This window comes from Meiothermus hypogaeus, from assembly GCF_003574035.1.
Taxonomy (GTDB): Bacteria; Deinococcota; Deinococci; order Deinococcales; family Thermaceae; genus Meiothermus; species Meiothermus hypogaeus.
The window spans coordinates 1-7,461 of sequence record NZ_QWKY01000120.1; the positions used below are offsets into that span (position 1 = coordinate 1).

Consider the following 7,461-nt stretch of genomic DNA (forward strand, 5'->3'; position numbering starts at 1 on the left):
CCGCGTAGCGGAGGGCGATACCGCCCCTTGGAAGGGAGACGCTTTCTTCGCCGACCGACAGTGAAGGGCCATCGGCCCCCGGCTAGCGCCGGTACTCAAGGGAGGGGTGTGCTCTAGGATTCAAAAAGACAACCTGTGGGGTTTTTGGTTTTGTAAACTGTCTTTTTGAATCTGGTATTAGCTCCTGGTCGTAACGCAAATATAACGCTCGAGCCGCTAGCCTATGGGATATGAAAGGTGGAGTCATGCGCCCGAAGGCGGTGACACTCATTGTTCGAATGTGGCAAGGGCCCGATGGCACCGTGAAGGCATCCGTCAAGCCTGCCGATGGGGGGAAGACAGAGCACTTCCCCGATCTAGCGGCCTTGCTGCACTACCTCGAGCAGGCCCAGCAGGCGTTTGATGATAACCCGGAGGAATCTCGGGGTTTGCGTTAGGTTCCGGATTTAGCTATAGACCTGTTTTCAGTCAGTTGTTTGGCCTTTCCGTCTGGCAAGATAAAGCCGGCGGAGACCACGTACTTCAGCGCGTCTTCGATGCTTATATCGAGCGGGATCACGTCAGCTGTTGGAACAATTACGGCCATGCCAGAGGCTGGCACAGGACTGGTCGGAACCAGTACCACGGTATAACCCTCTGGCAAAGGTGACAACCTCTTACCTACCTCTGGACTGGCGATGAAGCAGAGAATATATACGCCCTTTCGTGGATACTCGACCAAAGCTGCTCGTTGAAATTGAACTTCTGGTTGCCCCAACAAGGTCTGAGATATTTGCTGAACGGCGTTGTACACCTCGCGTATCAGCGGGATGGTTTTGATGCTACGGTCGATGGCCCCGAAAATTAGACGGCCAACATAATTGCCCGCTAGCGCCCCTACCAGTGCCACGAGTCCCAGGGTTGCGACAATCCCCAAAATCGGTAAGAAAGGCAACAACCAGCGTGAGGGTTCGGCATCTACGGCCCGCAAGATACTTCCGATGATGCTATTCGACCAGTTGTAGACCCACACCAGGACATAAAAGGTCACGGCGATGGGAAGTGTGGAAAGCAGACCGGTCAGGAAGTAGCGGCGGAGTCTAGCGCCCATATTTATAAGAGTTTAAGGCCGGCGGTGCTCTTGAATAGGTTTTCCCTCACCGGTACCCTCAGAAAAGGGTTTTACCGCACCTCCAGGTGTGCTGGCCAAGTGCTCTCACAGCGTGTTTGTACTGTATCTACCCGCCACAAATGGGAGTACTGTGTTTTGACTCGGCTGAGTAATCTGGCCTCAGGGATCTGGTCAGCTCAGTTTGGCACAACATAAAGCCCCTCTTCTCATCCAGGGCTGCTACACTCAGGCCCGTGAATGCTTTTGCTGACTGGCTTTTTGTGGTGGTGTGGCTGGTTGCGCTATTGGCCACCTTCATCCCGGTGGTGCCAGCCGGGTTCATCATCGTCGGGATGGCCCTGCTGCATGAACTGTTGGTGGGGTTTAGCGAGATTCCCCTGTCGGTCTGGGTTGTTCTGACAATTTTGACGGTTTTATCTTCGCTGGTGGACAATATTGCGGGCGCGTTGGGGGCCAGACACTTCGGCGGCAGCCGTCAGGGGGTGTGGGGTGCTTTCATCGGGGGTATTTTGGGTATTTTTATCATGCCTCCGCTGGGGTTGTTTCTGATGCCTTTGGTGGGCGCATTTGTGGGCGAACTCGTAGCAGGTCGCACTACCGAGCTTGCCTTGCGCGGGGCTTGGGGAGCTGTACTGGGCCTGCTGGGGGGGCTGGCTGGCAAGTTTTTAATTCACTTGTTGATGGGCGTTCTGGTCATCCAGGCTATTTTTTAGAGATCAGTTGGCTTAGTTGGCGGATTTTGCTTTACGCTCGTATAAGCTTGTTTTGCACGCCAAAGTCGAGTTATACCGGATTTAAAAAAGACAGTTTACAAAAACAAAAACCCATAGGTTTTCTTTTTGAATCCTAGAGCACACCCCTCCCTGTCGGTCGGCGAAGAAAGCGTCTCCCTTTGGTTGGTTTGATTGGAACTGAACGGTAACGAATCAACCGAATCTGGTATTATTCTTCGGTCTCGTCTTATGCTTTGGGTTTTCGGCAATCCTTCAGGTGCTTGTAAGATATTGTTCGAGGTTCATTCCACGTCTTTGGGCCATACGGGCTATACTTGGTCTTCAAATGGGATATGTACTCATCAGTCGAAAAGGTTGCCACCTCTGCGAGGAAGCCGAGGCTTTGCTGGCGGCACAGGGTATCGCGTATACCTTTCAGGACGTAGATGCGGATGAGCACCTGAAAAAGACCTATACCTTCCGGGTTCCGGTGCTGCTGAAAGAGGGCAGGGTGCTCTTAGAGGGCAAGTTTACTCCCGAGCGTTTATCCAGGAAATTATCTTTATAGCTGGGAGGCTTTGAATGGATCCAATCCTGATCGAAATCGGTTCGCTGCAAATACGCTGGTATGGGCTTTTTCTGGTACTGGCGATTTTTGCTTCCTTTGAGATTGCTAAGCGAATTCTGAAAGGTTGGGGTTTTGATCCCGACCGCTTTGAACAAATTGCCTTTTGGGCTGTAATCTGGGGGGTTATTGGGGCCCGGGTGGGTTATGTAATTACCAGTCCGGGCGATTTTAGCAGCAATCCAGTTTCGGCCCTTTACATCTGGCAAGGCGGTCTTTCCTTCCACGGTGCCATTATTGGTGGTCTGATCCCGTTTATTTACCACCACTACCGCAGTAAAATCCCGGTCTGGGCCTATCTCGATGCAGTGGTGCCGGGTATTGCGATTGGTATTGCCGCGGGTCGGCTTGGCAATATCATGAACGGCTCCGACACCGTGGGACGCCTGACCAACTGGCCCATTGGGTTCACCTGGCCTACTTCGGCCAGCGGGTTTCCGGGGGTGTGCCCCGGCATCAACGATATCAGCGAGGTGGTTCGATGTGCGCCAGAGGCCATTGTTCGCGGCCCGGTTCACTTTACCCAGCTTTATGGGGTCTTGATTGGGGTGGTGCTGCTACTTCTGTCCATCTACTGGCTACGGCAGAACCGGGCCTATGGCTATGTTTTCTGGCAGTTTGTGTTCTGGTATAGCGTTTTGCGTTCGGTGTTCGAGGAGACCTTCCGTCTCAACCCGTTGTGGATTAAGGCATATGTGAATGAACAGGCTGGTATCGGGCTATTTACCGCGACCCAGATTATCTCCATCCCGCTGGTAATTGTGGCTATCGTCTTCCTTATGCGATGGAAGGGGCAGCGGAACCCTCCTACCGTTGCTGCGGTAGCCCCGGCTGGGCCCACCCCCAAGCCGGGTACAGCCAAGAAAAAACGCTAAAAACAAACAGCCTGGGCAAATGGTACGGTGGTTTTGCCAGGCTGGGTTATGCTTGTGAGCCGTTATAGGTGTTCCTGCCCAGGCTTCTTAGGGTTTGGGCGGGAAAATAGACCCTCGAGCCGCCCTTTTGGCAATACAATCGGAGAGATATGGCACATGCTGTGGTGATTCTGGCAGCGGGCCTGGGAACCCGCATGAAGTCCAAACTGCCCAAAGTTCTGCACCCCTTGCTGGGAAAACCCCTGGTTGGCTACTGCATTGATACAGCGTTTGCCAGCGGCGCCGAAAAGGTGGTGGTGGTCATCGGCCACGGGGCCGAGCAGGTGCGTCAAACCTTTGAGGGCTACCCCAACCTGAGCTTCGTGGTACAGGAGCAGCAACTGGGCACGGCCCACGCCCTGGCCCAGGCTCAGCCTGTGCTGGCTGGTTTCCAGGGCCCCGTTGTGGTAACTCAGGGCGATACCCCTCTCACCCGGGTCGAGACCCTTACGGGGTTGGTGGCTGCCATGCAGGCCGAGGGGGCCGGGATGGCCCTGCTCACCATGCGGCTCAACGACCCCACCGGTTACGGGCGCATCCTTCGAGACGAACAGGGCCAAATTCTGGGCAATGTGGAGCAAAAGGATGCCACCCCTGAGCAAAGGGCCATTCAGGAGATCAACCCCGGGGTCTACTGTTTTGACCCCAGCCTGTGGGAAAAACTAAAGCAGGTTGGGAATCAAAATGCTGCTGGCGAATACTACCTCCCCGACCTGATTCGTATTTACCGCGAGGCGGGTCAGAAGGTTGCATCTGTAGAGTCGAAGGACACGGGTGAGCTGCTGGGGGTAAACTCCCGCGCCCAACTGGCCGAAGTGGAAAGGGTGTTGCTCCAGCGCCTGCGGGCCGACTGGATGAACCGCGGGGTGCGGATGATTCAGCCCGAGACCATCTACATAGAGCCCAGCGTGGAGCTGGCGCCCGACGTAACCCTGTGGCCGGGGGTGATTCTGCGGGGCCAAACCCGACTGGGCGAGGGGGTGGAGGTCGGGGCCTATGCCGTGCTCACTGATACGGTTGTGGAAGCTGGAGGCAAGATTAAGTCGCATACGGTTTGCGACGAGGCCTATGTCTCGAGCGGGGCCGATGCCGGGCCGTTTGCCCGCCTGCGGCCCAAGGCCTACCTGGAAGAGGGGGCCCACGTGGGCAACTTTGTCGAACTAAAAAATGCCCGCCTGGGTAAGCGGGCCAAAGCCGGGCACCTGGCCTACCTGGGCGATGCCGAGGTGGGGGAGGAGTCCAACATTGGTGCTGGGGTGATTACCGCCAACTACGACGGCCAGCGCAAACACAAGACCACCATTGGTAAGCGGGTGTTTGTGGGCTCCAACAGCGTCTTGATTGCTCCCGTAACACTGGCCGACGGATCGTTTATTGCCGGCGGCAGCGGCATCAATCAAGACGTACCCGAGGGCGCACTGGCCATTGCCCGTGAGCGCCAGCGAAACATTGAGGGTTACATGAAGCGCAAACGGGGAGAGGGTTGAGGTACCCCATGATCTCCTCGGGCTCCGGAAATTTTCTTGTAAACCCTTATTTTTCACGCTTTTTTGATGCAGGGTAGATAACCTTTCAGATGAAATTCAACCAACGGAGTAAACTGAGGTTGGGAGTGAGCTATGAACCTGGGAATGACGGAAATTTTGATTATCTTGCTGATCGCCTTGCTGCTGTTTGGCCCGCGCAAGCTGCCCGAGCTGGGGCGCAGCCTTGGGCAGAGCATCCGCGAGTTCCAGCGAGGCGCCAAGAGCATCCGTGAGGAGTTTGAAAAAGCCGCCGACGTGAAGGAGTTCAAAGAAATCAAGGAAGAAATCAGCAAGCCTCTGGAGGAGATCAAGAAACCCCTCGAGGCCAGGGAAGAGCCTAAATCCTGAAGGGGACTGCCATGCGTGAAGCCCCTTTGATGGAACACCTGGAGGAACTGCGCAACCGCCTGATCTGGGCCATTGTGGCCTGGGCCGTGATGACGGCGGTGGCTTTTACCTTTCGGGTACAGATCCTGGAGGCCTTGCGGCGCCCGCTGGATGCCTACAATGCAAGCGCTTCGCTCAAAGCCGAGCTTATCGTCTTGAACATTACCGAGCCCTTCCTAACAGCTTTCAAAGTGGCGGCTTTTGGTGGTTTGGCATTGGCCCTGCCCTTTATCGTTTACCAGATTTGGGCCTTTATTGCGCCGGGTTTATACGCGCACGAGCGCAGGCTGGCGGTTCCCTTCATTTTGGGCGCGGGTTTTAGCTTTGCCCTAGGGGCTGTGTTTGCCTACTTTGTGCTCTTGCCCTTCGCCGTGCCTTTTTTGCTGGGCTTTTTGGGGGATGTGGTCACGCCCCAAATCTCCATCGGGATGTACATGGGTCAGGTGGTTACGTTCCTGGCCTTAATGGGCATTCTTTTCGAGATGCCGGTGGTGAGCTACTTGCTGGCCCGTCTGGGATTTCTTACCAGCCGCTTCCTCATGAGTAACTGGCGTATTGCGGTGGTGCTTCTCGTTACTCTGGCAGCCCTCATTACACCTACGGTGGATGTGGTCAACCTTAGCCTGGTTTCCATTCCCCTGATGGTGCTCTATGGTTTTTCGATTCTGCTGGTCAAGTGGGCCGAGCGAGGGCGCCCCAAAGAGGTTGAAGCTGGTGCCGTTTAGCACGGTTTTGGGTTGCTCTAGCCGAACATACTGAGGGCCTTCAGGACAGGATTTTTCTGGAGGCTTGTCTCAGTCCGTATAGAGAAGGGCTTGCCTCAAAACGTTCGGCTTGGTATACCATTGGGTTCATGGATCAGCGCATTCTAGACCTGCGTAAGGAAGTAGACCAGATCAACCGCGAACTGCTGAGACTGCTTTCCGAGCGGGGCAAGCTGGTGAGCGAGATTGGGCGGGTACAGACCGAGCTGGGGCTGGCCCACTACGACCCCAAGCGCGAAGATGAGATGTTGGCCTATCTCACCCAGGAAAACCCCGGCCCCTACCCTGCCGAGACCATCAAGCGGCTGTTCAAGGAAATCTTCAAGGCCTCGTTGGATCTGGAAGAGCAGCAGGATAAGCAAAAATTCCTCTATTCACGGCAGGTCAAGCCCGAGGACACCACCGTGAAGGTGGGGGATGTGGTTTTTGGGCAAGGTAAGGTGCTGGTGGCCGGGCCTTGTTCCATTGAATCGGAAGAGCAGATGTTGACTACCGCCAAGTTCTTGGCCGGCCATGGCATCAAGGTACTGCGGGGAGGCGCCTATAAACCCCGTACTTCCCCTTATGGCTTCCAGGGGATGGGAGAGCCCGCCCTAAAGCTGGGCCGGCAGGCGGCCGATGCCAACGGCATGGTGTTTGTGACGGAGGTCATGGATACCCGCGATGTGGAGGTGGTGGCGCAGTATGCCGATATTCTGCAGGTAGGCACCCGCAACGCCCAGAATTTCGCCTTGCTGCGCGAGGTGGGCAAGGCCAACAAGCCGGTTTTGCTCAAACGGGGTTTTGCCCAGACCATCGAAGAGTGGTTCTACAGCGCCGAATATATCCTTTCGCAGGGCAACGCCGAGGTGATTTTGTGCGAGCGGGGCATCCGCACCTACGAAAAATGGACCCGCAACACACTTGACCTGTCGGCGGCCATCCTGGCCAAACAACTGACCCACCTGCCGGTAATTGTGGATGTGACGCACGCCGCCGGGCGACGCGACCTGCTGGCCCCGCTGGCCAGGGCTGCTCTGGCGGCTGGTCTGGATGGGGTACACGTAGAAGTGCACCCCAACCCCAAGGTGGCTCTTTCCGACAGCGAGCAGCAACTCGACTTTGCCCAGTTCGAGCAGTTTATGAAGGCCATCGAAGACCTGATGCCGAAAGAGACCTCGAGGGTCTAGCGCTCTGGTAACCAGGAATTCTGTATGCACTACTGTCCCTCCAAATGAGCCGCACATTGCGGTTCTGGTAATCGACGTGATTCAAAACATGCCGCAAAACAAGTTATACCGGATTCAAAAAGACAGTTCACAAAACCAAAAAACCCATAGGTTGTCTTTTTGAATCCTAGAGCACACCCCTCCCTTGAGTACCGGCGCTAGCCGGGGGCCGATGGCCCTTCACTGTCGGTCGGCGAAGAAAGCGTCTCCCTT

The 7,461-nt window shown here is 55.7% G+C and carries 9 protein-coding genes; 8 read left to right on the forward strand and 1 reads right to left on the reverse strand.

Annotated elements, in window-relative coordinates:
• Positions 1 to 230 precede the first annotated feature (230 nt).
• On the forward strand, positions 231 to 437 hold the full coding sequence (locus tag Mhypo_RS16750) for a hypothetical protein (protein WP_240637323.1): 207 nt from the start codon (positions 231 to 233) through the stop codon (positions 435 to 437).
• Here Mhypo_RS16750 and Mhypo_RS16755 read toward each other — a convergent pair.
• Positions 434 to 1,090 (reverse strand): DUF502 domain-containing protein, encoded by a 657-nt coding sequence (locus Mhypo_RS16755; protein ID WP_119342388.1) that lies wholly within the window; start codon positions 1,088 to 1,090, stop codon positions 434 to 436. The genes Mhypo_RS16750 and Mhypo_RS16755 overlap by 4 nt on opposite strands.
• A gap of 254 nt (positions 1,091 to 1,344) precedes the next feature.
• Between Mhypo_RS16755 and Mhypo_RS16760 the strand changes: the two genes are divergently transcribed.
• The 7 genes from Mhypo_RS16760 to Mhypo_RS16790 all read left to right on the forward strand — a co-directional run bounded on the left by Mhypo_RS16760 (position 1,345) and on the right by Mhypo_RS16790 (position 7,209).
• The gene (locus Mhypo_RS16760; protein WP_119342389.1) at positions 1,345 to 1,824 is read left to right on the forward strand and encodes a DUF456 domain-containing protein; all 480 of its coding nucleotides are present in this window, start codon (positions 1,345 to 1,347) and stop codon (positions 1,822 to 1,824) included.
• Positions 1,825 to 2,170: 346 nt separating this feature from the next.
• Complete coding sequence (locus Mhypo_RS16765) at positions 2,171 to 2,392, forward strand: glutaredoxin family protein (protein ID WP_119342390.1); 222 nt, start codon at positions 2,171 to 2,173, stop codon at positions 2,390 to 2,392.
• Between the two features lie 14 nt (positions 2,393 to 2,406).
• Positions 2,407 to 3,324, forward strand: coding sequence for a prolipoprotein diacylglyceryl transferase (gene lgt / locus Mhypo_RS16770; RefSeq protein ID WP_119342391.1), 918 nt, complete (start codon positions 2,407 to 2,409; stop codon positions 3,322 to 3,324).
• Between the two features lie 149 nt (positions 3,325 to 3,473).
• The gene (glmU, locus tag Mhypo_RS16775) at positions 3,474 to 4,850 is read left to right on the forward strand and encodes a bifunctional UDP-N-acetylglucosamine diphosphorylase/glucosamine-1-phosphate N-acetyltransferase GlmU (protein WP_119342392.1); all 1,377 of its coding nucleotides are present in this window, start codon (positions 3,474 to 3,476) and stop codon (positions 4,848 to 4,850) included.
• 132 nt (positions 4,851 to 4,982) lie between these two features.
• Positions 4,983 to 5,237: a Sec-independent protein translocase subunit TatA/TatB gene (locus Mhypo_RS16780; RefSeq protein ID WP_119342393.1), complete on the forward strand. Its 255-nt coding sequence runs from the start codon at positions 4,983 to 4,985 to the stop codon at positions 5,235 to 5,237.
• A gap of 11 nt (positions 5,238 to 5,248) precedes the next feature.
• Positions 5,249 to 6,001: a twin-arginine translocase subunit TatC gene (gene tatC, locus Mhypo_RS16785; protein ID WP_119342394.1), complete on the forward strand. Its 753-nt coding sequence runs from the start codon at positions 5,249 to 5,251 to the stop codon at positions 5,999 to 6,001.
• A gap of 128 nt (positions 6,002 to 6,129) precedes the next feature.
• On the forward strand, positions 6,130 to 7,209 hold the full coding sequence (locus tag Mhypo_RS16790) for a bifunctional 3-deoxy-7-phosphoheptulonate synthase/chorismate mutase (RefSeq protein ID WP_119342395.1): 1,080 nt from the start codon (positions 6,130 to 6,132) through the stop codon (positions 7,207 to 7,209).
• Positions 7,210 to 7,461 lie beyond the last annotated feature (252 nt).

Excerpts from the sequence above, each read along its gene's own strand:
- Mhypo_RS16790 (WP_119342395.1), top strand. The coding sequence starts at position 6,130 with ATGGATCAGCGCATTCTAGACCTGCGTAAGGAAGTAGACCAGATCAAC.
- Mhypo_RS16780 (WP_119342393.1), top strand. The coding sequence starts at position 4,983 with ATGAACCTGGGAATGACGGAAATTTTGATTATCTTGCTGATCGCCTTG.
- Mhypo_RS16750 (WP_240637323.1), top strand. The coding sequence starts at position 231 with ATGAAAGGTGGAGTCATGCGCCCGAAGGCGGTGACACTCATTGTTCGA.
- tatC (WP_119342394.1), top strand. The coding sequence starts at position 5,249 with ATGCGTGAAGCCCCTTTGATGGAACACCTGGAGGAACTGCGCAACCGC.
- Mhypo_RS16755 (WP_119342388.1), bottom strand. The coding sequence starts at position 1,090 with ATGGGCGCTAGACTCCGCCGCTACTTCCTGACCGGTCTGCTTTCCACA.
- lgt (WP_119342391.1), top strand. The coding sequence starts at position 2,407 with ATGGATCCAATCCTGATCGAAATCGGTTCGCTGCAAATACGCTGGTAT.
- glmU (WP_119342392.1), top strand. The coding sequence starts at position 3,474 with ATGGCACATGCTGTGGTGATTCTGGCAGCGGGCCTGGGAACCCGCATG.
- Mhypo_RS16765 (WP_119342390.1), top strand. The coding sequence starts at position 2,171 with ATGGGATATGTACTCATCAGTCGAAAAGGTTGCCACCTCTGCGAGGAA.